Below are 23,314 nucleotides of genomic sequence, written 5' to 3'. Positions count from 1 at the left end.
CGGTGCGGCCGCACCATACCAAAGGACGGAAGCGCGCATCGAGGGCACACCGGTCGCGGGCATCGCATACACATCGCGGTTTCCGGATGGCATCCGCACGAACGCAGCGATCTACTCGAGCCATGACGCACCTTGCGCGTGTCGATGCATCGCAGCCGGCGCGCCGCCGGACTGCCCCCTCTCATCGTCCCGCCATCTCTGTGGACTCAGGCGGCGGCGACAGATGCCAGTGCAACCGCGTCAGCAGTCGATCGCAGACCGGCGGATCGCGGTTGCTGAGGCACACGATGGTCATGTCGTTGGTCGGGTAGATCGACAGCGCCGCGCTGGTACCGGGCGCGCTACCGCCGTGGCCCCAATGCGGAAATTCCGGCGGACCCGATGAGATGAAACCGTAGCCGTACCAGTCGGTCTGTTGCCTGATCGCCTCTTCCAGCATCGGCAGCGGAATCAGCGTGCCGGCCTTGAGCGCAGTGACAAAACGCACTTCGTCATCGGCGGTGGTGACACCACCGCCCGCAGGCGTGCCACGCCAGGGCAGCTGATCGAAGCTCGGCACCAGCGCGCCGGTGTCGTTCTGCGTGTAGCCCCGGGCGACCTCGCCCATCTGCGCCAGGGTCGGAAAACGCGTTGTCGTCATGCCGGCCGGCGCAAAGATGTGTTCGGCCACGTAGTCGTAATAGCTCTGCCCGCTGACCGCCTCGACCACGGCGCCGAGCAGCAGAAAGCCGTAATTCGAATACTCGAATTCCGACCCCGGCGGAAACGCCGGCGCGCGGTCGCCGTTGAGCTTGATCAGATCGGCGATGGAACGCACCCAGGCACGGTTGGCACCCTCGTCCGGCTGCAGCACACCGATATCGCCCGCCCCGCCCTGATGCGAGAGCAACTGCCGGATCGTGACGGCCGCCATCTTCGGATTGGGGTAGTCGGCCAGATACCTGCCCACGGGCGCATCGAGCCCCAGCTTCCCGGCGTGGACCAGCTGCAACACCGCCACGGCGGTGAACATCTTGCCCTGCGACGCGAAAAGAAACGGCGTATCCAACTGCACTGGCGTGTCGTCCTGGCGATTGGCGAGTCCGAACGGCTTGGCATACAGCCGCTGTCCGTTCTGCTCGATCACCAGCACACCCGAAAAGCGATCCGCTTCAGCCAGCTGCGTGGCGAATGCATCGAACGCGTCCAGTGCCTTCGCCTGCGGAATCTGCAGCGGCTCCTGCGTGATGTGCTCGAGCCGCGAAGCGTCCGCTTGATCGACTTGTACCGTCACCCGCCGCTGTACCGGGAAATTACGTTCGCGCGTCAGCGCGACAAACGCCGCTGGCGCGCTGTGTTCGACCTGGACCACCTCGAGGCCGCCGGTCTCTTCATGACTGTCGAGCAGATACGCGAGGTTGTGGTCGGGATCGCCGAACCAGCGGGTATTGAACGCGCGCAATGCCTCACGGTCGTTGCGATTGAACGCGTCCAGCCACGCGTCGAACGCCTGTTCGGCCGGCGGCTTTGCCGCGGCCGACGCCATGAGACCAAACATCATCGCTGTTGCCAGCACGATACGTCCGAGCATCGGAACCTCCCTGATTGATGGCCTGCGTCAGAGCCGATTGTGGCGGCAAACCGGTCAGGCGCGGCGCCCGGCGGCGTCGGCCCGCAGACAATCTGCGTCGGTGCTCGCTTCCAGCACTTCGGCGGGCAGCAGGGAGTCCCCCTGCATCAGCGGCAACGCCAGCGAGGAGACGTTTGGAATCCGCTTCACGCCAGGTCGCGATCAGGACTCACTCGGGCACGCAGCGGCCTTCGGCGATGCGCCGCTGCGCGGTCTGCAATGCGTCACCGAGCGATGCATCGCATGCGGCATGGGCGGCTTCGAGCACATGGCGCTGCCGTCGGCAGCTGCGACCGCGCAAGGCGGTGGTGGTGGTCATGAGTGTCAGCACGGCCTGCCGCGTGCGGACGTCGGCGCTGGCGAGACGCGTGCGGACATCTGTCCATTCGGGGATGCGCGCTTCGAGGCCGAGCGCCTCGCACAGGCGCGCGAGCAGCAGGTCGTAGTTCGGATGCGCGTCCTGGGCCGCGACGACGAGTTCTGCGACAGCATCCAGGGCCAGGCGCTTGCCGTCGTCGTCCAGCCCCGCCCGCTCCAGCGCCGCAACGGCCTCGCGCACCGCCAACGGGCCCGCGGCGCGCACGCGCGCTTCGCGGATCACCCACCAAGCGATCAATGCGTTCCAGATCGCGAATACAGGCACCGCCGCGAACGGCAACAGCACGCGCAACCCGCTGCGTGCCAGGACGCGCCGGGCGAGAACGCGCACGACGAAGCTGGTCGCGCCCACCTTGATGCGGTACAGCGCGGTATAGGCCAGTAGCTTCAGGCGCGACGCGCGTGCGTAGGGATCGATGCCGTGCAGGGCACGACGGGGGTTTGGGATGTCGAGGGCCGCGCGCGACAGGCCGGTGACCAATACATCTGTGGCATCCCCTTGCGAGAACGACAGGCCGGCGGCCTCGGCGATCCCCGCGACGCTGCGCAACAACACCCAGTACATCGCCAGCAGTTCCAGCAGGCTCACCAGCAAGGCGATACCGGCGTACCACGCCCAGTAGGACGCGTCGCTGCCCGGCGAGAACAGCGAGGGCTCGGAGCCGGTGACCAGCACGTCGCGGAGCCAGATGTCCGCCGCCCCGATCAGCGTGGCCGAGACGGCGCCGGCCAGCCCACACAGACTGATGGCCCACGCCTGCAACCGGCGGATGCGCGCACGGTCCGCGTCGCGCCACGGGCGGATCTCGCCGTCGTCGCTCGCGCAGCCGCGGCGCAGAAAGGCCAGGCCGGCACGCTCCACGGCGCTGAGCCGTTCGACGTCTGCTTCGGTGTCCACGGTGCTCCAGCGTGATCGGGGTGCCCGAGTCTAGCGAGCATGCGTGCAAGTCCGGATGCACGGGCGGGATGCGGAGGCGGCCGGAACGTGCGCTCGCGCGAGACCTGCGATTTCGCCCGCTGCACACAAGTCCATCTCCCTGCTAAACGCGCCCGCCAGAAGAATGGGGCAGCTACACGGCGGCGTTCCAAGAGTCTGCTTAGCCTGCGACCTCTCCAACGTCACCCGGCATCCCGATGACTCTCCCGTCAGCACGCTGTCCCCATCCGCTGCCTCTCGCCACGCCCCCCGGCGCGGATGCAAGCGATCTTCCGGAACAGCTCTTCGACAAGATCCGCGCAGCGGACTGGCCGTGCGTGGGCTCGAAGGCGGCGCTGGCAAAAGGTGCCATCGAGCCGCACGTGTTTGGACGAATGGGCGATCGCGCCAATGACGCGCCACTTCTGAACGCGCTGGGTCGCTTTGCGCGGATGGTCGAGCGGCAGGCGGCGAACGATACGACCGTGCATTCATTTGCGGCCCTGTTCCAGGATCCGCGGGACACAAGCGAATCCAGATTCGAGGCGATGCTGTGGTCGCAGTTGCAGCGCCTGCACGATCTGGATGTGAAGCGCGGCACACGCTGGGCGCCCGACATCAGCCGCGATCCCGACGATCCGCATTTCAGTCTGAGCATCGCCGGTCACGCATTCTTCGTCATCGGCCTGCATCCGGGTGCCTCACGCATCGCCCGCCGGTTCGTCGCACCCGCCCTGGTGTTCAATTCCCATCAGCAGTTCGAACAGCTGCGCGCCGACGGCCGTTACCAAAAGATGCAGGCCGCCACGCGCGAGCGCGATATCGCGCTGCAGGGATCGATCAATCCCAATCTCGCCGACTTCGGCGCAGCCGCCGAGACGCGCCAGTACAGCGGCCGCAAGGCCGAGCCCGACTGGTCGTGCCCCTTCCACGTCAGGAGCCCGAAGTGACCTCGAACGTCCCAAGTGCAGCACGCGTCCCACCCTGCTCCGGCCGCGCGGTGGTGCTCGAAGAGGGGGACGAGCTGATCATCATCGATCCGATGGGCGAGCAGGTCAGCGACCTGACCGCATTTTCCCGGGACGATACCGCCGAATACCTGTCCTCGGGCAGATCGATCGACTACGCATCGAAGCTCTTTCTCAGCACCGGCGACACGCTGTACTCCAACCGCAGCACGCCCATGTTCACCATCGTGGAGGACACCTGCGGGCGCCACGATTTCACCCTGACGCCCTGCTCGAAGAAGATGTTCGAAAAGCTCTATGGCGAACAGGTCGGTCGACCGGGCTGCGAGGGCAACCTGGCCGCCGCGCTCGAGCCCTACGGCATCGGCATCGACCGGATCCCCACCGCGTTCAACGTCTTCATGCACGTCGCATTCGACGACGCCGGCAACGTGTCGGTCCTGCCGCCATTGAGCAAGCCGGGGGACTACGTGCGCTTTCGGGCGGAAATGCCGCTCATCGCGGCACTGACAGCGTGCTCCGCCGGACAGTCCAACAATTTCTCGTACAAGCCCATCGACTTCAGGGTGCTGCGCGCAGGCGCAGATATCACTACGGATGCAGCGCGCTGAAGTAACGGCATCTGGCGCCTGAAGCGTGTCCTCCTCCCGTTCGCGTCGACGGCCGCCCGGCACGCGAAAAACCCACTGGTTGCACGCGTTGTCGATGACACCGGGATGCGTCACTGCGTCCGAAAGCTTGGCGCCTGACTGTCCACAGCAACCTGGGCGAGCTGCACGGCGCTTACTCGAACATCCCATGGCGCCTGCCGGATCAATTCGGCGTCGTCCCGCATTCGCATGGCGGCGGCCCGCCTTGGCTCCTCGGCTTGTCTCGCGGATCGGCCCGACACGCACCGGCACGGCCCCGCCGCTCAATCACTCGCGGTTCCCAGTCAAGGCCCGCTGGCTTCGTTGTCGTCCGTCTTCTCTTGCTCGGCCTTCTCTTGCGCGTCTTTCCTGGCCTGGTCGTGATGCCATTTGATGGCGAAGAACATGCCCGTGCCCAGCACGACCACCTTGAACACGATGAAGACGATGGGGAACCAGTCGTACATTGGGTTTGCTTCCAGGCGGACACTCGGGACCGCCGCACGTGAGGACATTGGCGCTACCCGCCACGCTGCCTCGGCAGCTTGAGGTCGGCTCACGTCGTCGTATGCGCGACATCTTAGACCCGGCGCCAAGCGGGCCGGCGCGACATGTTGTCGCACCTGCCGCCATGGCGTGCCCCAGCGCAGGCAAGCGGAGGCGGGCTGGAAGGACATGCGCTGCAACCGCCTCCCCTTGGCGGAGACAGCGCTGATGCCATGACATCTAAGGCGCCGTAAAGCCTGATCCCGGGCAGTACGGGCCTCAGCGCCCACACTGCCACGCACCGGCGAATGTCCGCAGGTCTACCGCATGCGCGTCCATGGCACACCACTGGTGCCCCGCCGGCGTCCGTCGCAGGCATCGTCGATCACCGTCGCCGTCAGTACGTCGGCTTGCAGCGTCCAGTTGTAACGGCCTGCGATGCCGATGCAGTCCTTGCCCATCTGTTGGCGCAGCATGTCGCTCTCCCAAGTGTCCCGCATGACGACCTCGTTCCCGGTCACCTGGTAAGTGCCGCGCACCCACTCATTACCCGAGGTCGTCGTACCGACGAACGTGCCATCGGTGTTGAAGATCGCGACCGTCTCTCCATTCTGGTATTTGCCTGGCTGGAACGCGGATGCGGTGCTGGCTCCACCGGTGCTCGCGCAGCCTGCGGTCAGCAGGGCGCAAGCGATTGCCACGACGGCGGTGACTCGGTTGACGTGCTTCATGCGGGGACTCCCTGAAATGCGGAACCGGCGTCCATTCGCCGCTCCTCGGGAAATCAACGCGCATGGCGCGGCAAACCGGCCGTCGGATCTCAGCTGCCGCACCCCGCCCTGGCACCGTCACCGCGTAGGTGCCGAAGGCGGTCGACGCCCCTTGGCGATGCGATCCAGCCACTTTCCGCGCGGCGCTCCTGGTGCGCTGATTTGCAGCCACTGCCCCCCGCGCGGCGCGACACAGGCGCAACCCGCTGCATCGGATCCCAAGTCGTTCACCGGCGTCGCCATGATGCAACTGGCCCAGGCAGGTCCTCTATGCCTCGCCGCTGGCCGAACGCAGTGGGCAGGATGGCTTGCTGTTGTCGACCGAAGAATTCGGGCTGTCCTTAAGGCGCCGCGATTGAGGCGGCTCTGTCCACGCTCGACCACCACGTCTTCGAACGTGAACCTCGCGCCGCTGCCGGACTGATTCTCGCGATTGGCCGTCCCCACTCGGCGGCGACATGCAGGGACGTGACGGGATGCGCTGCGCACGCGGCAGCGCATCGTTGCCAAACGCTGTGACAGCGTTCGCACTTGGTGATGTCGGTCGCACCTTGCGGCCCAAAGATGAACACGGAGCCGGCATCATCCGGACCGGATCGGCGCTGCCTCGAAACCGCATCCGCTGTGACAACACCCCCCCCAATTGACCTTGCCTAGTCAGCCTTCTTACGGGAAGACGAACTGACGTCGCCACTTCGCGCGGGCGCTCAAAGAACGATCAACAGAATGATGGACATGGACGGACACGATCAGCATCGAATGCTGAAGTTCGAGAGCACGGCGCGGCGCGAGAAAGTCACCGCCATCCTGACGTTGACGGGCGTGGCCTCCATCACACTCGGGCTGGCGTGGACGGTGTGCTACTGGTACTTCGATCGCGCGGAACTGGCGGGGCTGTTCTTCGCCGTAGCGGTGGTCGGTGTGCTGGCACTGGTCCGCAGAAGGCGAGGGGACGGCCAGTCGGTCCTGCTGGTCGCACACGGCATCCTGGTCGCGGTGTGCGGCATCGCGTTGATCGACGCGCCCATTGCATGGGTGCCACGATCGGCGCACATGTTCCTGCTTCCGCTGGCGGCCGCCGCGGCCTTCATCTTCGACGCACGTGAGCGCTACGGCTCCCTGGTCTTCCCCATGCTTTGCCTGGCCGCGTTCGCTGCGTTCGCAACCGGCGCGCTGGACCCGTTGGCGCCGGGGATTTCGCCGCCTGTCGAGGTGCGGGAATGGGGCGCACGCTCCAACATCACTTTCGCCATCGCGCTACTGGCCATCATCTTCAAGATCCATCGGGCCGATGTCGGCAAGCGCCTGCAACTCGAACGCGAACTGGGACGGGCCGTGCGCAACGGCCAGATCGAACTGCACTATCAGCCGCAGGTGCGGGGTGACGGCACGGTCACGGGCGTGGAAGCGCTGGCGCGCTGGCGGCACCCGTCAGGCACGCTGCTGTCACCGGATGTGTTCATCCCGTTGGCCGAAGAAAGCACGCTGATCAACGAGATCGGTCTAGAGGTGTTGCGCCAGGCCTGCGAGACGCTCAAGCGATGGTCGCAAGGCACGAAGACCCGTCATCTCCGCATCGCCGTCAACGTCAGTCCGATGCAGCTGATGGACGGGGACTTCACACCATCCTTGACCACCGTCATCCGCCAGGCGGGCATCGACCCGGCTTTGCTGGAACTGGAGCTCACGGAATCGGCGTTGTCCACCAACGCTTCGGCGATCGTCGACAAGATGCGGGCGATCGAGGCACTGGGGATCAGCTGGGCGCTTGATGACTTCGGAACGGGCTATTCGTCCTTGGCCACGCTGCGCCAGTTGCCGGTACGCAAGCTGAAGATCGACCGCCAATTCGTGCAGGAGGCCGCCGGCCACGACAGCGCACAGCGCCTGCTGGGCAAGATCATCGAAATCTCCCAGATCATGCAGATGAGCGCGCTGGCCGAAGGCGTCGAGTCCGTCGCCCAACGCGATCTTCTGATCGGCATGGGCTGCGATCATTTCCAGGGCTATCTGTTCGCGCGCCCCATGCCCGAATCGATGCTGGAGGATTGGCTCGACGCACAGTGAAGACGCGGCCGGGGCATCAGCCTGCAAAGTAATTGAACCTGGCACCGTTATCCGGGCCAGCCACGTCGACTTTCCGGGCGATGTGGCCGTCGTCGAGTTCTAACGCGCGACACGTCTACGTCCCTGGACGCGATGACCGACGCATCAGGCCGCAGGCGGCGCCGGTGTCGCCGCCATGCTGCCCATGAGCGCGGCGTCGAGTTCGCGCGCGCGCACGCAGCCGGGGTGCGCATCGACCCGCTCGATATATTCCATGAACACCGGCAGCTTGGGCACGATACCGAAGCCGGTGACCCACTTCAGCGCGTTGCCCCAGTGCAGGTCGGCGGCGGTGAGGGTATCGCCCAGCAGATAGTCGGCCCGTGCCAGCTGCGCTGCCAGCGTCTCGATGACGGTGTCGTAGTCGCGGTAAGGCGAGGCCGAGGCCTCGATGGCCTCGCGCTTGTAGGCGCGGTCGAGGACGGCCGGTTCGAAGCAGCCGGCGTAGAAGACCAGCCAGCGCAGGTAGGGGCCGCGCAGGGGATCGTCGATCGCGGGCGCCAGGCCGGCCTTCGGGAAGCGGTCGGCCAGGTAGATCACGATGGCGATCTGCTCGGTGAGCACCGCCTCACCGTGCACGAGCGTGGGCAGCTTGCCGAGCGGATTGATGGCCAGGAATCCCGGCGCACGGTTCTGGCCGCTGGCGAAATCGACCAGTTCGACCGTGTAATCGGCGCCCACCGCTTCCAGCAGCATGCGCGTGCCGGCCGAACGGGACTGGGGGTTGTGGTACAGGGTGATGGCGGACGTTGTCATGGCGACTCCTGATGGATGGACGGAGCAAGCCTAGACCGCATTGCGGACAGTTCCTGTCCTCGATACGCTGCCGGCGTGTTGTCCACCTCCGCCCGCCTGTTGCGACTGGCCAGCCTGCTGCAATCGCGGCGGCACTGGGCCGGCGCGGCGCTGGCCGAAGAACTGGGCGTGGATGCCCGCACCGTGCGCCGGGATGTCGACCGCCTGCGCGAGCTCGGCTATCCGGTGGAGGCCTCCTCGGGTGTTGGCGGCGGGTATGCCCTGGGCCGCGGCGCCGAGTTGCCACCGCTGGTGCTGGACGACGACGAAGCGGTGACCCTGGCCCTCGCACTGCGCGCCGCCAGCGCCAACGTGGGTGGCCTCGAAGACGCGGTCCTGGCGCTGCTGGCCAAGCTGGACCAACTGATGCCCGCGCGCCTGCGCCGACGCAGCACTGCGCTGCATGCGGTCACGCTGTCGCTGCGCACAGGCCCGCCGCTGGTGGACGCCAGCCTGCTGCATACGCTGGCAACTGCATGCCGCGACTGCCGCACGCTCACCTTCGACTACAGCAACCATGCGGGCGAGCCGAGCCAGCGCCGGATCGAGCCGCTGCGCCTGGCCAACTTCGGCCGCCGCTGGTACCTGATTGCCTGGGACAAGGATCGCCAGGACTGGCGCAGCTTCCGCGTCGACCGGGTACACGGCGTGCCACGCCCGGGCCCGAGCTTCCCGCCCCGCGCCTTGCCGGCCGATGCGGCCGAGCGGCTGGAGCGCGGCATCGCCTACGCGCCCTTTGCGTGCCGCGTGACGCTGCGCGTGCCAGGCGCGGTACCCGAACTGGAAGCAGCGCTCCCGCTCTGGTGCGGCATTCTGGAGTCCGAGTCGGACACCCACAGCATGCTGCGCGTTGGCGCCGAGAGCCCCGAAGCACTCGTTGCCCAGATCCTGATGATCGGGCGACCGGTCGAGCTGGTGGAGTGCAGCGAACCGCTCGCAGAAGTGCGGCAACTGCTGGCGCGGACGGCGGAGATGTTTCAGACGGCGGCGTCTCCATTCCCCAGCGACGAGATGCCGGGCGCGTCGACGGGCAACCTGGGCCGCCCCTGCGAACGCTCGCCTCATGCACCACCCGACGGCGAGGCTTAAGTGGGCCTGGCACTGCGAGGTTCAACCTCGCGCCGTCAGCTTGCAGCCCGCAACTTTGTTACCTCCGCCGCTTTGACCCGGACCCCGATACGCCTCATATCAAAAAGGACTCCCGGTGTTGCCGAGGAGCCCTCTTGATCACAGCATCCAACTGATCGCAACGCCTGGCGTTTAGAAGATCAACATCAACAAGCCGATCACAACGATCAGGCCGATCAGGAAAATGACGCCAGCCGTAGAGGCAAGAAATTTAAGCATGTCGCTCACCTTTTCATTTCGAAGAGTTGATGGACAAACTACGTGCCGTCGAGCCTGCATGCCGTGAAACCGCCATCGCTCCCAGGCTTATCCGTCAGGTTTCTGTTTGCGTCTTGATGCCTTCGCACGAAGCATTCCTGCGCTTCCAGCACCCCCGCCGTAGTGGATGTCTCCACGCTTGCCCGCTGCAGACAGCTGGCACGGGACGCCGCGACACCAGCAGACACCGAACCCATTCGACTCCACTTGCAGTGCCTCATCTCAACGGTCCCGACCGCTTCAGTCGTGCCATGGAAGCCCAGCTCGGCCGCGTGTTCGGACCTGGCAAGCTGGCACGCCCGAGAACGGTGCGGGCGAGCGCATCGGCGCCAACGGCGCAGAACTAGATCGCACTCCGATCCCAGCTCTTCAGCGCGATGGATATCTCACCTTCGTTCCCTCGATCACGATGCGCTGCGTGTCCTTGAGGCTTTGCAGCACTGCATCGATGGCCTTCTCGTCGAGCGCGGGCCCAAGCCACGATTTGATCGAAGCACGCAGACCGGACACTTTGCCCGGCTTGGTGGACTTGGCCAGGAGCGCGAGTACGGACTTGGCATGCGCGGCACTGGAGCGCGTTTCCACTTTGGTCGCAGACGCGGAAGCCGGTGGACTGACGACGATCTTGATGCTCGCGGTCTTTGCGGACTTCGTGACGGCTGGCTTGGCTGCAGCGGATGCGGGCGCGACAGGCGCGCCTTTCGCCGCGTTTGTCTTCTGGGCGCCTGTCGCCGCCTTGGCAGGTTTAGAGACAGGACCGAACTCCGGAATTCGCTTGCAATCGACACCCTTTGCCACGAGGTGGCGCACCAGTGGATCGAAGCCCGTGTCCTTCGAGACGATCCGGAAACTGGCGTTCGGCTCCCGCGCGGACAGGCACCCGATGTAATAGGCGATGTGGAAATCCACGGCATCCGGACCGCTGCCGGTGATCTGGATGTACTCCGCGTCCGTGCCGAAGAGCTGCAGTGCCCGCGCCAGATCCAGCATCACCTTGGTCTGCTGCGCGCCCACAAAGACCTTGATGCACGACGTGCCCGGCTTGAGGCAGTCGAGCGCCTTGGGCTGCACGTTCTCGAAATCGATCAGGTAATACGGCTTGTCCATGTGCCCTCCCCCGTTGGCCCGATTCTGCCGCGTCGCTGAGGCAGCGGGAAGCTCAGCGTCGCATCCTCGGCGAGCCATGCGACGAAACGTCCCGCTATCCTGGTACGACCCCGCAGGAGTGCGCGCATTGGATATCGTGGAAGGCGAAGCCGGAGCCCCTTGGACCGACGTGGAGATCGAAGCGACGGTCGCCACCTATTTCCAGATGTTGAGGACGCAGGAGCTGGGTCAGGCGCTCAACAAGGCGGAACACAACCGCCGCCTGCAAGCGCGCATTCCCGCACGCAGCCGCGGTGCCATCGAGTTCAAGCACGCCAATATCAGCGCGGTGCTCATGGAGGTCTACGACGCGCCGCAGCTGCGCGGTTACCTGCCCCGCTTCAACTACCAGAGCGATCTCGTGATCCCGGTCGGCCACGCACTCGCAGCCGACCGCGTACTGGACGAAGCGGCATTGCGCAACGTGCAGAGCGAAATGGAGATGCCTCTGCTCGACAGCTACGACACGTTCGTGGTCGACGTCCCCGCGCGGGCAAGCCGCAAACTCCGCGAGCCACGAAAGGACTGGTCAACCATCGTGCCGGTCAAGCGCGACTACTTGCACCGCGAGGCGCTCAATCGCTCCCTCGGACTCGCCGGCGAACAGCTCGTCATGGAATACGAAGCCCGACGCTTGCACAGTTTGGGCGCCCGAACACTGGCCGAGCGCGTCGAGCACGTGTCGCAGACGCGCGGCGATGGCCTGGGCCACGATGTGCTGTCCTTCGAAACGGATGGCCGCGAGCGCTTCATCGAGGTCAAGACCACGGCATACCTGGCCGAAACCCCGTTCTTCATCTCACCGAACGAGGCGGCGTTCTCGGATGCGCACGCCGAACAGTTCCATCTCTACCGCCTGTTCGACTTCAGGCAGTCGCCGCGCATGTTCATGCTCCCGGGCGCGGTCGGCACGCATTGCCGCCTCGATCCGGTCAGCTTTCGTGCGACGCTTTTGTCCCACTGATTCATTTCCACGCGATCGCCCAAGGAGGGCATGCACTTGATCAAGGACGTCATTGGCGCCGGCGGTCCCGGCCTGCTCATTCCTGTCGTGCTGTTCGGGCTCGTGCTCTACGCCGCGCGCGGCTTGTTCGGCCTGCACGGCAGACGCAATCAAAGCCGGAGCGAGTTCTTGGAGCGATGGGATCCGAAGCGAATTGACGACGATCTATGGCTGGAGGTGACGATCCGCCACCTGTACGGCACGAATCTTCCCGCGCATGTCATTCGCGCCGCGCTTGCACATCCGCACGCAAGCCAGGCGTTGAGTGATCTGTCCGATATCTGGGCATTTCTCAGGTACGACGCTGACACGCAAACGGTCAGCTGGCAGTACTCAATACATCGCAACCAGACCACCCGCGGGCTTCTACGCCACTGGCCGCTCATTCGATACTTCTTGTTCGCCTTCAGTGGCGCCGGCGCCGCGTACTACGCGGCGCACATCAGCGGCCTCAGCCAGTGGGTCATTTCAATCTTTGCCGCCGTCATGATTTCGTGCGCCATTATCAGCCTGTGGCACGGAGAGGCTGAGAAGGCGGCGGCAAAGGTTGGCGAAGCATGGATCAAAAGGATCAACGAAGGCCGAGAGATCACGTCGCCTGCCGACGCCACTCATAAGTGAACCTGGCACCGTTAGCAGGCGTAGCCGCGCCTAAGCGTCACAAGGCACAGCAGCAGAGACACCACGTTCCACGAAATCCGCATAAGCACTGCTTCCTTGCAGGTCACCGAAACAGCAAGTGTGGTCGTGATTGAGCGGATAACCTAGCGGCGTGAACTGCGTGATCCTCATTGTGGAGGTAAGGTCCGCTGGACAATTGCGAGTACTTTCGGGCGAAGCGACCCCTCATCAACCTCGCCTTGCAGCATCTGATGGGCCAACTCGACGAGGAAGAGGGCAAACATGTATCTAAGCCCGAACCGATCCTTGTCGATTTTCTCAAAGAAATTTCTGCCCAACACCACATTCGTTGGGACTTTGAAATCAAACTCTGTCGGACGCGATATCGCGCAAGGTTGTGCTTCGAGTGCTGATCTAATTTCAGCAAGCGAGTCCGCCATATTATCTGAAAAGCCCGCTTCCAAGGCGTCAAAGCGACAGACCAAAACTTCGACCTCGCTAGCAACAGAAATCGCCTCAAGAATTCCTTCGCGTATTTCCCCTTCAAAAAGCTTTATCAGGCAAGCCAGAGCCAAGCAGGCAACGTCCGCTTCAACGGTCCCATCTAGAGACTCAAATGTCACCAGGACTGGCGCTTTGAGTTTTAAAGACACAGTCCATGTGCTGCCGTCTGGACGCCACCTTGCGTCCACACCTTCGACGGATGACGCGAAGTTCATGAGCTGCTGCCTCGCATGGGCGCCCGATGCTCGATGCACCTTGGACAATCCAATGCTCAAGGATAATAATGCGTCGTCGGTTAATTTGTCTCTGATTTCGCCGGCGCGTTCGATCATCCTTTCTACGAAAGCCGAATGCGCCCCTCGAGGTATCAACTCAAGAAGAGACTCAATGTGCACTTCCAAAAGCGGAAGCAACGCCGTACGCGGTGCGCATTGAAGAACTGCGGTTGCAACGGAAAAGTACGCTTCAATTATATTGTCACCCAGAACGCCCGCGTGAAGCGCCTCCGACATTACTTGCAGATAGCGCTCTCTACTTTCTTTCAGCGCGACGCGGCCGGCGCTGAGTAGCGACTGGCCAGCACCCGACGCATCGCCAAGCTCAGTAGCAGACTCCGCACTGCTGACGTATGCATCCGCCGCCCCAGACCAGTCGCCGAGTCCTTCGAGTGCGTCCGCGAGTTCCAGTTGAGCGCTTCTGAGCGCGCTGCCATATGCCAGATCTCGCAGAAGTCCAACAGCAGAAAGAGCATATGCTTTGGCACGCTCGAAGCGATCCGCGCCCACCCCAGTCTCGGGAAAGTCATTGTAGATCCCTGCCGTCAGCCTAAGGGCGTTACCCTCAATGTCCCGACGTCCACAGTTCAATCCGGCGTTAGCGGCTTGGCCGTACGTCTCTAAAGCGCGACTGGAGTTCTTTGCGTCACGATAGACGTTACCGAGGTTGACGAGATTGAGCGCGCGAAGGGCCTCGTCTCCGAGTTCTTCAGCAATTCTGATCGCTTCCATCGCGGCTTCTTCCGCCCCCGGAATATCGCCCGAGGCTCTGCGCCTACGCGTGAGGATGTTGCAATACCACGCTCGATGTCGGCGCGAACTCGCTTCTCGATCGAAATCGTTCTCGAGGTCTCTGAGAAGCTCCCTAGCTTCGTCATCGCCACCGTCGGTCTCGCTCAAGCAAACGATAAGATTCCTGAGCCCGCAGTCAACACCAAAGTCGTCGCCACAATCGCGAAATGCATCAACGGCTGGACGCAGGAGTTCGATAGCGCGCGAATAGTTTTTTGTAGCGATGTAACTTGCTGACAACTCCACCGCGAGCTGGGCCGCCCCCCAAGAGTCGCCAGACACAAGCCTCTCACTCTGCAGTGCTTCGAGCTCTTGGATCCCCGATGGGATCAAGCGCCTTGCGTCACGAAGGACTTCGCCTTCTCGCACCAACCTTTGAGCGTCATTACCCAGCTCACTAGCTAGCGACGCTGCCTGATCAAAAAGCTCGCCAGCCCTCCCACGCTGCCCACTTACTTCCAGCGGGGCTACGAGCGCGAGCATTAGCCTGAGTATCTCGACTTTTCCTTCGCGGTCTAATGCATATTTGATGGCTTGTTCTGCGAGAGGAATTCCTCGACGCCAATCTCCCAACCGCGAGGCCTCGATGGCAGCCTCTAGCGCGATCGGGAGCTCGGAACCATCACCGAGCTTGGACCGCACCATATAGGCGTCGATCGGCTCATCGTTCGAATAATAGAAGTCACTCAGCTTCGCGATGTAGTAGGCCAAGCGCTGCGGCGATGCTCGCAACTGCTCAGCGATAGCGTCAGCGACAGTGCTATGAACTATCGACAGACCGCGCGCCTGGTCGTCGACCAGGCGATTAATTTTCTGAAGCTCTTCCGTTAGCTCTGCAAGCGAATGCCGTGGACCAAATACGAGTTCGTTCAGCTCGCCAATTAAAAGCGGCCGACTGGCGAGGGCAAGCACCACGAGAATTTCACCGGCTATGCCTGGGGCGTTTGCAAGGCGATCTCGAGAGGTACCCAGGTCGTGCGCTGTCAACATCATCTGCAAGTCAAGCGGAGTATGGGAACCGGTCTCCAACTCACGCGCGACATCGGGGGGAACTTTATATTGCATTTGACGCGCGTCTAGGGGCGGAACGTCGATCGCATGGAACTTTGGCCATGCGTCGCGCGCGATGAAGAACGCTTTTTTTGATGCCGAGAAGCCCCCCGCCTCTTCTACAGCAGCGAGAAGGTCAGCCGGGTCCCCAATGTCGTCGACGGCAAGCTGCGCGCACCCCACCAATGCCCACGCTGTCACAAATCTCGCTCGCGCGGCCTCGTAGGTTGGCGCAGGCGAGTCGAAGCCTCGCGATGTAGCAGGTGCAACAGCGCGTGCTGCGACTTCAAAGAGCTCTTTCGGCGAAATACCGGCCGCAACAATGAATGGGATCTCATGGGCGACGGCGAACTGTGAGGCAAGCGTCGTTTTCCCAGAACCTGCCAACCCATGAAGCATGAACGGAGTGGATTCGCGCCACGCGTCCTCCATCTTTGTCAACTCGGGGATTCGCAGAATGAGCGAGCCATTACGATTCTCGATCTTCGTCAGCTGAGCCTTGAGTGCGTCAGGTGTAAGTGCATCGTATGCACGAGCCAGAAGAACGAGTTCTGTAACCGTGGCCGTCACATCGTCTCGCACGCGCTGAACTAACTGTTCTTGATTCGTGTAGAACGAAAGCGTCAGCCGCTTTCCCGCTTCATTGACCAGCTCTTGGAGCCGTTGTTCGCGCTCGCCGGGGCCACGATAGACGTACGCGAGAATCCGAATTTGCTCTTTCGACGCAAAGCGGTACTCATCTTCTAGCCCAGATATCGACATGCCGTTGGCGTCATCGATGTACCCGTAGCCTAGCTTGTAGATTGCCACCATGATCTGCGACTCACGGAGTCGCGAAAGGTACATGTCTCTAGCGGGATAGGAGCGCGCTCCGACATGTTCGAAGAGTATCGGCTGGTGGTTCAAAGCAGAAATCGCTGCGCGCACAGCTGTACGCTCATCTGCGCACTCTCCGATCCGAGAGCTGACAAACACATGCAGCTTGTCTTGAGTTTGGCGCAGCGTGAAGTCATCAGTCATGGCCGAACCCCTTACGCGCGTAGAGGCGGAAGAGTTTTCTTAGAGATTCACCCTTCGTGGGTATGCCGACAGCTCTGAGCGACGCGCGAATGTCTAGATCAACCTGCTGGGCCAGCGCTTCCGCGGTGACGTACGCAGGAAGCAGCGAACCGTCCGCGCGCTCGATTCGCCCCCAGACGTGATTCCAAAACAACTGGGCGTCGACCTCATCGTTGGGGAAGTGAAGCCGTCCTGCACACATTTCGTACGAAATCTGTAAATTGCATGCAGCTTGCATCACGTCAACCTGTCCGAGATGGTCTAGTCGCGTAAGACTCCTCACAGCGTCCACGAGACCGGAATAGAGGACGCGATGCTTAGTGACGGGAAAAGCGACGTCGACAACCCTCCTCCGTTGCTTGGCCACTGATTCTGCGGAGTCCTCTACCCGAGAGTCTGGCGACGAGTTCCGAAGAAGCGGGTGCGATGGGTTTTCCCACTCGGCAATGATTTCCAAATGGAACTTGAGAAAAGGGTGAACGCCGGCAGGCCGAATCTCAGATGGGCCAGATTGTGCGTTGCCTATTGCGGCGTCGATGAGCACTGGCACCAAGCCGCCCTCAAGATATTCCTTCAGCTCTAGCAAGAAAGAGCTGGTCGAGTCGAGCCGTTTAATCCAGTACGCCCCAGTCGTGATCGGGGAGCATAAATGGGGATACGGGAGAAGACGGGCGGCGGCCCGTTCCGCGTTCGGCCCCATCCAAAGTTCGTATGACCCGTTCGCTCGAAGAAGCATATGGACGTCGACAGCATCCCCGTCTTCGTCGGCGCCCCATCGTTGAAATCTATCGAACGCAAGCCGGAGATTTTCCGGATTTTCAGTGATTAGGGTCACTGTAGGCACCGAACGTCCCAGTCGTTCGGAATGGGACCATCCGTATGCGCAACCGGCCACCTGCGCGTCGACGAGATATTTGTTGAAATCCATATCCGTGACTGCCATAACGCGTTGCAACGCGCCAAGGTCGAAACCCTGTCCCGACGGAACATTCGGTGCGCCTTGCTGTCCACGTGCCTTGCGCCTTTTCCGACTTCCTTTCGGCATACCCTTGTCCCGTAAAAAAAAGGGCGACTACGTCGCCCTTCGGAGTCACACCAGCAGCGGGTTTGGCTTATCCACATCCAACTTGTACAGCTTGATCGCCCGGGCCACATCCTTGCCGGTCATCTTGCCGTCCTTCATCAGGCCCTCGATGGCGGCCTGGGCGATGTAGTAGCGGTCCACCTCGAAGTGACGGCGCAGGTTGGCGCGGGTATCCGAGCGGCCGAAGCCATCGGTGCCGAGCACGGTGTACGTGGCCGGGACGAAGGCGCGGATCTGGTCGGCGAACGCGCGCACGTAGTCCGTCGCGGCGATGACCGGGCCCTGGCGGCCTTCGAGCAGCTGGGTGACGTAGGCCTTGCGCGGGGTCTTGGCTTCGGGGTTGAAGCGGTTCCAGCGCTCGACATCCCAGCCGTCGCGGCGCAGCTCGGTGAAGCTGGGGCAGGACCAGATGTCGGCGGTGACGCCGAAGTCCTTGTCCAGCAGCTCGGCGGCGGCGATGGCCTCGCGCAGGATGGTGCCCGAGCCCAGCAGCTGCACGCGCAGCTCGCCCTTCTTGGGCTTGCCGGCGTCTTTCAGCAGATACATGCCCTTGATGACGCCTTCGGCCGCGCCTTCGGGCAGCGCCGGGTGGCTGTAGTTCTCGTTCATCAGGGTGAGATAGAAGAACTCGTCTTCCTGCTGGTCGAGCATGCGCTGCATGCCGTAGTGCAGGATCACGGCCACTTCGCCGGCGAATGTCGGGTCATACGCGCGACAGTTCGGGATGGCGCCGGCCAGCAGATGGCTGTGACCGTCTTCGTGCTGCAGGCCTTCACCGTTGAGCGTGGTGCGGCCGGCGGTGGCGCCGAGCAGGAAGCCACGGGCGCGCATGTCGGCGGCCTGCCAGGCCGAATCGCCGATGCGCTGGAAGCCGAACATCGAGTAGTAGATGTAGAACGGCAGCATCGGCACGTCGTTGGTGCTATAGCTGGTGGCCGCGGCCATCCAGCTGGAGAACGCGCCGGCTTCGGTGATGCCTTCTTCCAGCACCTGGCCGGCCGCGTCTTCGCGGTAGTACGAGAGCTGGTCACGGTCGACCGGCTTGTACTTCTGGCCCTGCGGGGCGTAGATGCCCAGCTGGCGGAACAGGCCTTCCATGCCGAAGGTGCGCGCCTCGTCGGCGACGATCGGCACCACGCGCGGGCCCACCTGCTTGTCGCGCAGGATGATGGACAGCGACTGCACGAACGCCATGGTGGTGCTGATGGAACGCTCGCCGGTGTCCTGCATCAGGCGGTCGAACACCTTGAGCTCTGGAGCTTTCAGCGATTCGGTGCTCTTGCGGCGACGCTGCGGCAGGAAGCCGCCCAGCGCCTGGCGGCGCTCGAGCATGTACTGCACTTCCTCGGAATCCTTGCCCGGGTGATAGAACGGAATGTCGCCGTCCTTGAGCGCGGCATCGGAGACCGGAATCTTGAAGCGGTCGCGGAAGGTGCGCACGGCTTCGTCGTCGAGCTTCTTGGTGTTGTGGGTGGGGTTGAGCGCTTCACCCGCGCTGCCCAGGCCGTAGCCCTTGACCGTCTTGGCGAGGATGACCGTGGGCTGGCCCTTGGTGTCCATCGCGTTCTGGTAGGCGGCGAAGACCTTGTGCGGATCGTGGCCGCCGCGGTTGAGGCGCCAGATGTCGTCGTCGCTGAGGTTGGCGACGAGGTTCGCGGTTTCCGGGTACTTGCCGAAGAAGTTCTCGCGCGTGTACGCGCCGCCGAACGCCTTGCAGTTCTGGTACTCGCCGTCGACGGTCTCCATCATCAGCTTCTTGAGCATGCCGTCCTTGTCCTTGGCCAGCAGCGGATCCCAGTAGCTGCCCCAGATGGTCTTGACGACGTTCCAGCCGGCGCCGCGGAAGCCGCCTTCGAGTTCCTGGATGATCTTGCCGTTGCCGCGCACCGGGCCGTCGAGGCGCTGCAGGTTGCAGTTGATGACGAAGACCAGGTTGTCCAGGCCTTCGCGGCCGGCCACCGAGATCGCGCCGAGGCTTTCCGGCTCGTCGGTCTCGCCATCGCCCATGAAGCACCACACCTTGCGGTCGGACTTGGGCATCAGGCCGCGGGCTTCGAGGTACTTCCAGTAGCGCGCCTGGTAGATGGCGGCGATGGGCCCGAGGCCCATCGAGACCGTGGGCACCTGCCAGTAATCGGGCATCAGCCAGGGGTGCGGATAGGACGAGATGCCCTGGCCGTCGACTTCCATGCGGAAGTGGTCGAGCTGGTCGGCAGTGAAGCGGCCTTCGAGGAACGAGCGCGCGTAGATGCCCGGCGAGCTGTGGCCCTGCGTGGCGATGACGTCGCCCGGGTGATCGGCCGACGGCGCGCGGAAGAAGTGGTTGAAGCCCACGTCGTACAGCGTGGCGCTGGAGGCGAAGCTGGCGATGTGGCCGCCGAGGTCGCCCGGCTTGCGGTTGGCGCGCACCACCATGGCCATCGCGTTCCAGCGGATGATCGAGCGGATACGCCATTCCAGCTCGGCATTGCCGGGCATCTTCGGCTCAAGGTGGGCCGGGATGGTGTTGACGTATTCGGTGGTGGGCGCGAACGGCAGATGCGCACCGGCGCGGCGCGTCAGCTCGACCATGTTCTCCAGCAACTGGTGGGCACGCTCCGGGCCGCCGACGTCGATGACCGCTTTGAGCGACTCGACCCACTCGCGGGTCTCGGTCGGATCGGGGTCGTTCTGCAGGACGTCGTTCAGCCAGTTCATTCTGTGCTCCAGCGCGGCGCGCATGCCCGCGTCTCATGGGGGTCGTTCGGACCCTGAATTCTAGCAGGGGGCCGCGATTGACACCGGACGCCAGCGGACGGTCCGCGTTGCCACGCGTGCGGCCCTCGGCGATGATCCCGGGTTCAGGGGTGGATGCGGCATCATGCGCGACCGCTCCGCCCGCGCGAGACCCCCGCCCCGATGCCGCACACCGCCTCCCCACCCTCTTTATTGAGCCGCTGGCGCCTGCCCGTTCTGGGCGTGGCGATCGTGGCAATCGTGGTGGGGCCGTTCCTGATCATGCGCTCGGCCATCGGCGAGGCGCACTCGGCCACCGAGAAGGTGATGCACACCCGCGAGGTGGAATCGCTGATGCAGACGGTGGCGGCCGATGCGCGCAGCCTGGAAGCGGCCGCGATGACCCGCGCCCGCGGCATCGACAGCCCCGTGCTGCGCCAGCGCATCGACGAAGCCAATGCGCGCATCCTGCCCAATCTGGAAGCGGTGCTGGCGCTGACCCGCGACAACCCCGAGCAGCAGGCCCGTCTGGGCGCGCTGCGCAGCAATCTGGAACAGCGGCTGGCGCGGATCGACGCGGTGACCCGCGCGGCCGAGGCGGCCACTGACGACCAGATCGACAACATGGTGGTGCTCAACCCCATCCAGCGGCTGATCACCGACATCGTCGAGGAAGAACAGCAGCTGCTCGACGCTCGCGTGGAGAGCGCCGAGCGCGCCAACCGCAATGCCGACATCGCCCGCTGGACCTCGATGCTGGTGCAGTTGGCCCTGCTGCTGGGCGCGAGCTACTTCGCGCTGCGCGAGCAGAGCGGGCGCCGGCAGGCCGAAGGACTCGCGGCGCGCGCCAGCAACCGCTCGGCGCTGGTGCTCGACAGTGTGCGTGAGCCGATCGTGCTGATCGACCGCGACCAGCGCGTGGTGATGTACAACGCCGCGTTCGCGGAACTCTATGCCGCGGACGACGTGGAGATCCGCGGCGAGCGGCTGGCGGCGGTGGGCGAAGGCGCCTGGGATCACGCCGAGACGCTGCGCCGCCTGCACGACGTGCTGGCCCGCAACCGCGAGCTGTGGGACCACCGGATCAACCAGAGCACGACGGACGGCATCGAGCGCACCATGCTGGTCAACGCCCGACGCATGCCGCTGCCCGACCGCGACGATCCCGTGGTGCTGGTGACCGCATCCGACGTGACCGCGCAGACCATCAGCGAGCGCCAGATCCGCGAGCTCAACCAGCAGCTCGAAGGCAAGGTGGAACAGGTCTCGGACGTCAACCGCGAGCTGGAGGCCTTCAGTTATTCGGTCTCCCACGATCTGCGCGCGCCGCTGCGCCACATCGCCGGTTTCGCCGACAAGCTGGGCCGACACCTGGGCACCGAGGTCGACGAGAAGACCACGCATTACCTCGGCGTGATCGGCGGCTCGGCGCGGCGCATGTCGGCGCTGATCGACGACCTGCTGGTGTATTCGCGTCTGGGCCGCAGCGCACTGCGCCTGCAGAGCGTGGACCTGCAGTCGATGGTGGCCGACACCCGCGCGATGCTGGATTCGAACTCGGCCGCCGAACACCCCGGCCACCGCATCGAATGGAAGGTCACGCCGCTGCCGATCGTCGTCGGCGACGAGAACATGCTGCGCCAGGTGTGGCTCAACCTGCTGGGCAACGCGGTCAAGTACAGCACCGGCAGCGAGCCGGCGCAGATCGAGGTCGACTGCCGCCGCGGCGACGATGGCGGCTATCAGTTCAGCGTGCGCGACAACGGCGCCGGCTTCGACATGCAATACGCGGGCAAGCTGTTCGGCGTGTTCCAGCGCCTGCACTCGGCTACTGAATTCCCGGGCACCGGCGTGGGCCTGGCCAGCGTGCGCCGCGTGCTGGGCCGCCACGGCGGCCGCATCTGGGCCGAAGCCGAGCCCGGCAAGGGCGCGACATTCCACTTCACCCTGCCTGCGTCGGTCGTCGATGCAGGTCCGTCTTCTTCACCAGGACATTCCCTGACATGAGCGAAATCCGCACGATCCTCCTCGCCGAGGACAGCCCGCACGACGCCGAGATGGCCATCGATGCGCTGCGCGAAGCCCACCTCGCCAATCCCATCGTGCATGTGGAAGACGGCGTCGAAACGCTGGACTACCTGCTGCAGCGTGGCAAGTACGCAGACCGCGCCCCCGGTGACCCGGCGGTGCTGCTGCTCGACATCAAGATGCCGCGCATGGACGGCCTGGAAGTGCTCAAGCAGTTGCGCGAGCATGAAACGCTCAAGCGCATGCCGGTGGTGATCCTGTCGTCGTCGCGCGAGGAAAGCGATCTGGCGCGCAGCTGGGACCTGGGCGTGAACGCCTATGTGGTCAAGCCGGTGGACGTGGACCAGTTCTTCGAAGCGGTGCGCACGCTCGGCAAGTTCTGGGCCGTGCTCAACGAAACGCCCGACGAAGAGTGATGGCGGACGCCGCACCGCTGCGGGTGTTGATCGTCGACGACTCCCGCGATGACGCCGAGCTCACCGAGCTGGCACTGCGCGATGCGGGTATCGAGGTCGACTGCCGCCGCGCCTACGGCGAGGCGGGGTTGACCGATCTGCTGCGTGATTTCAAACCGCAGATGGTGTTGTCGGATGTGAACCTGCCCGGCTACTCCGGCGCGCAGGCCATGCAGCTGTCGCGCGCGACGCTGCCCGGCGTGCCGGTGGTGTTTCTGACGGGTTCGGACATCGGCGCGCCTGGGGAGGAATTGCCGGTGGGCGACGGCCTGGTGTTCAAGGACGCGCTGGAACTGCTGCCGGGCGTGGTGCGGGGGCTGGTGGCGGTGTAAGCGGTGCGGCGGGGTTGCTGCGCCGTGTTGGGCGTTTGAAGTGGGGGGCGTTGCTGGCTGTTCGCGGCGCTGATGGTTTCGCTTCGCTCTACCCATCCTAAGGACTCTGTGACGCGCGACTGCGGTGTGTGCCGCGGGTGGGATGGCGGCGGGCGTTTGCCCTCACCCCAACCCCTCTCCCGGAGGGAGAGGGGCTCGATCATGCGA

General features: G+C 64.0%; 19 protein-coding genes. 9 read left to right on the top strand and 10 right to left on the bottom strand.

Translation table 11 applies throughout. From position 1 onward, the window contains the following. Positions 1-181: 181 nt before the first annotated feature. The 3 genes from J2X52_RS02900 to J2X52_RS02890 are packed head-to-tail and all read right to left on the bottom strand — an operon-like array spanning position 182 to position 2,885. Complete coding sequence (locus J2X52_RS02900) at positions 182-1,570, bottom strand: serine hydrolase domain-containing protein (RefSeq protein ID WP_310148381.1); 1,389 nt, start codon at positions 1,568-1,570, stop codon at positions 182-184. A gap of 54 nt (positions 1,571-1,624) precedes the next feature. Further along, the gene (locus J2X52_RS02895) at positions 1,625-1,759 is read right to left on the bottom strand and encodes a hypothetical protein (protein WP_310148379.1); all 135 of its coding nucleotides are present in this window, start codon (positions 1,757-1,759) and stop codon (positions 1,625-1,627) included. Between the two features lie 19 nt (positions 1,760-1,778). Further along, a complete protein-coding gene (locus J2X52_RS02890) occupies positions 1,779-2,885 on the bottom strand; it encodes a hypothetical protein (protein WP_310148376.1) in 1,107 nt (368 codons plus the stop codon). A gap of 236 nt (positions 2,886-3,121) precedes the next feature. On the opposite strand from J2X52_RS02890, the gene gntA reads away from it, so the two are divergent. Together gntA and J2X52_RS02880 are read left to right on the top strand one after the other, a co-directional pair. Continuing rightward, the gene (gntA, locus tag J2X52_RS02885; protein ID WP_310148374.1) at positions 3,122-3,853 is read left to right on the top strand and encodes a guanitoxin biosynthesis heme-dependent pre-guanitoxin N-hydroxylase GntA; all 732 of its coding nucleotides are present in this window, start codon (positions 3,122-3,124) and stop codon (positions 3,851-3,853) included. Beyond that, entirely contained in the window at positions 3,850-4,482 is a 633-nt protein-coding gene (locus tag J2X52_RS02880; RefSeq protein WP_310148372.1) for an urea carboxylase-associated family protein, read from the top strand. The genes gntA and J2X52_RS02880 overlap by 4 nt, the downstream gene beginning before the upstream one ends. Before the next feature lie 323 nt (positions 4,483-4,805). On the opposite strand, the gene J2X52_RS02875 is transcribed toward J2X52_RS02880, so the two are convergent. Both J2X52_RS02875 and J2X52_RS02870 read right to left on the bottom strand, forming a co-directional pair. Beyond that, entirely contained in the window at positions 4,806-4,967 is a 162-nt protein-coding gene (locus J2X52_RS02875; RefSeq protein ID WP_310148369.1) for a hypothetical protein, read from the bottom strand. 339 nt (positions 4,968-5,306) lie between these two features. After that, entirely contained in the window at positions 5,307-5,717 is a 411-nt protein-coding gene (locus J2X52_RS02870) for a hypothetical protein (RefSeq protein WP_310148366.1), read from the bottom strand. 798 nt (positions 5,718-6,515) lie between these two features. Between J2X52_RS02870 and J2X52_RS02865 the strand changes: the two genes are divergently transcribed. After that, positions 6,516-7,823 carry an EAL domain-containing protein gene (locus tag J2X52_RS02865; protein WP_310148363.1) on the top strand — a complete coding sequence of 436 codons (1,308 nt, stop codon included), beginning with the start codon at positions 6,516-6,518 and terminating at the stop codon, positions 7,821-7,823. Between the two features lie 144 nt (positions 7,824-7,967). Here the strand turns inward: J2X52_RS02865 and J2X52_RS02860 are convergent, their stop codons facing one another. Next, entirely contained in the window at positions 7,968-8,618 is a 651-nt protein-coding gene (locus tag J2X52_RS02860; RefSeq protein ID WP_310148359.1) for a glutathione S-transferase family protein, read from the bottom strand. Positions 8,619-8,693: 75 nt separating this feature from the next. Between J2X52_RS02860 and J2X52_RS02855 the strand changes: the two genes are divergently transcribed. Further along, positions 8,694-9,746, top strand: coding sequence for a WYL domain-containing protein (locus tag J2X52_RS02855; RefSeq protein WP_310148356.1), 1,053 nt, complete (start codon positions 8,694-8,696; stop codon positions 9,744-9,746). A gap of 666 nt (positions 9,747-10,412) precedes the next feature. On the opposite strand, the gene J2X52_RS02850 is transcribed toward J2X52_RS02855, so the two are convergent. Then, positions 10,413-11,150, bottom strand: a complete 738-nt coding sequence (locus J2X52_RS02850; protein ID WP_310148353.1) for a PIN domain-containing protein — start codon at positions 11,148-11,150, stop codon at positions 10,413-10,415. A gap of 13 nt (positions 11,151-11,163) precedes the next feature. Between J2X52_RS02850 and J2X52_RS02845 the strand changes: the two genes are divergently transcribed. Both J2X52_RS02845 and J2X52_RS02840 read left to right on the top strand, forming a co-directional pair. Next, entirely contained in the window at positions 11,164-12,153 is a 990-nt protein-coding gene (locus J2X52_RS02845) for a DUF3883 domain-containing protein (RefSeq protein ID WP_310148350.1), read from the top strand. 36 nt (positions 12,154-12,189) lie between these two features. Further along, positions 12,190-12,813, top strand: coding sequence for a hypothetical protein (locus J2X52_RS02840; protein WP_310148347.1), 624 nt, complete (start codon positions 12,190-12,192; stop codon positions 12,811-12,813). Between the two features lie 167 nt (positions 12,814-12,980). Here J2X52_RS02840 and J2X52_RS02835 read toward each other — a convergent pair whose 3' ends face one another. From J2X52_RS02835 to aceE, 3 genes are read right to left on the bottom strand one after another with little or no spacing between them, the layout of a single operon-like run. Beyond that, complete coding sequence (locus tag J2X52_RS02835) at positions 12,981-16,454, bottom strand: DUF4062 domain-containing protein (protein ID WP_310148344.1); 3,474 nt, start codon at positions 16,452-16,454, stop codon at positions 12,981-12,983. Further along, a complete protein-coding gene (locus J2X52_RS02830; RefSeq protein WP_310148342.1) occupies positions 16,447-17,538 on the bottom strand; it encodes a hypothetical protein in 1,092 nt (363 codons plus the stop codon). The genes J2X52_RS02835 and J2X52_RS02830 overlap by 8 nt, the downstream gene beginning before the upstream one ends. 45 nt (positions 17,539-17,583) lie before the next feature. After that, positions 17,584-20,274 (bottom strand): pyruvate dehydrogenase (acetyl-transferring), homodimeric type, encoded by a 2,691-nt coding sequence (gene aceE / locus J2X52_RS02825; protein WP_310148340.1) that lies wholly within the window; start codon positions 20,272-20,274, stop codon positions 17,584-17,586. Between the two features lie 201 nt (positions 20,275-20,475). Here aceE and J2X52_RS02820 point away from each other — a divergent pair, with 201 nt between their 5' ends. From J2X52_RS02820 to J2X52_RS02810, 3 genes are read left to right on the top strand one after another with little or no spacing between them, the layout of a single operon-like run. Beyond that, positions 20,476-22,299 carry an ATP-binding protein gene (locus tag J2X52_RS02820; protein WP_310148337.1) on the top strand — a complete coding sequence of 608 codons (1,824 nt, stop codon included), beginning with the start codon at positions 20,476-20,478 and terminating at the stop codon, positions 22,297-22,299. Continuing rightward, complete coding sequence (locus tag J2X52_RS02815) at positions 22,296-22,736, top strand: response regulator (RefSeq protein ID WP_310148335.1); 441 nt, start codon at positions 22,296-22,298, stop codon at positions 22,734-22,736. Before J2X52_RS02820 ends, J2X52_RS02815 begins: the two co-directional genes overlap by 4 nt. Then, positions 22,736-23,107, top strand: a complete 372-nt coding sequence (locus tag J2X52_RS02810) for a response regulator (RefSeq protein WP_310148332.1) — start codon at positions 22,736-22,738, stop codon at positions 23,105-23,107. Before J2X52_RS02815 ends, J2X52_RS02810 begins: the two co-directional genes overlap by 1 nt. Positions 23,108-23,314: the final 207 nt, after the last annotated feature.

Origin of the sequence: Luteimonas sp. 3794, assembly GCF_031456825.1 — a bacterium.
Classification (GTDB): domain Bacteria; phylum Pseudomonadota; class Gammaproteobacteria; order Xanthomonadales; family Xanthomonadaceae; genus Luteimonas.
This window is presented reverse-complemented; position numbering and strand designations above follow the sequence as displayed.